Genomic DNA, 353 nt, shown 5'->3' with positions numbered 1-353 from the left:
CTTTCTGATCACTGGGTCAGATTTGCTCTTTAACAAATTGGACGAGATAGAACACGAATAGATTTCTCTCATTATCTCCGAGAGAAACTGTTCAAAGTGATAGCGATTTCAAGCGTTATCCGGTGTTGTCGTTGAAGTGGTTGTTATATCGCTTCAAGGAACTGTCTCCACTTGTTATCACCCTGGTTTACCAGGTGGATGATGAATGGAACACAGTTGTCTTGGGGTTATATAGTCAAGCAACTAAGCGCATACGGTGGATGCCTTGGCAGTCAGAGGCGATGAAAGACGTGGAAGCCTGCGATAAGGTTCGGGGAGCTGGCAAACGAGCTGTGATCCGGACATCTCTGAAT

General features: G+C 45.6%; 1 rRNA gene. It reads left to right on the top strand.

The features are described from left to right. Window positions 1-233: 233 nt before the first annotated feature. Window positions 234-353 (top strand): 23S ribosomal RNA (locus H3Z84_RS00055); the annotation flags it as partial.

It is taken from the genome of Marinobacter sp. bablab_jr003 (assembly GCF_016464245.1).
GTDB lineage: Bacteria > Pseudomonadota > Gammaproteobacteria > Pseudomonadales > Oleiphilaceae > Marinobacter > Marinobacter vinifirmus.
Note: the sequence above shows the minus strand (reverse complement) of the source record. Positions and strands in the feature narration are given on the sequence as shown.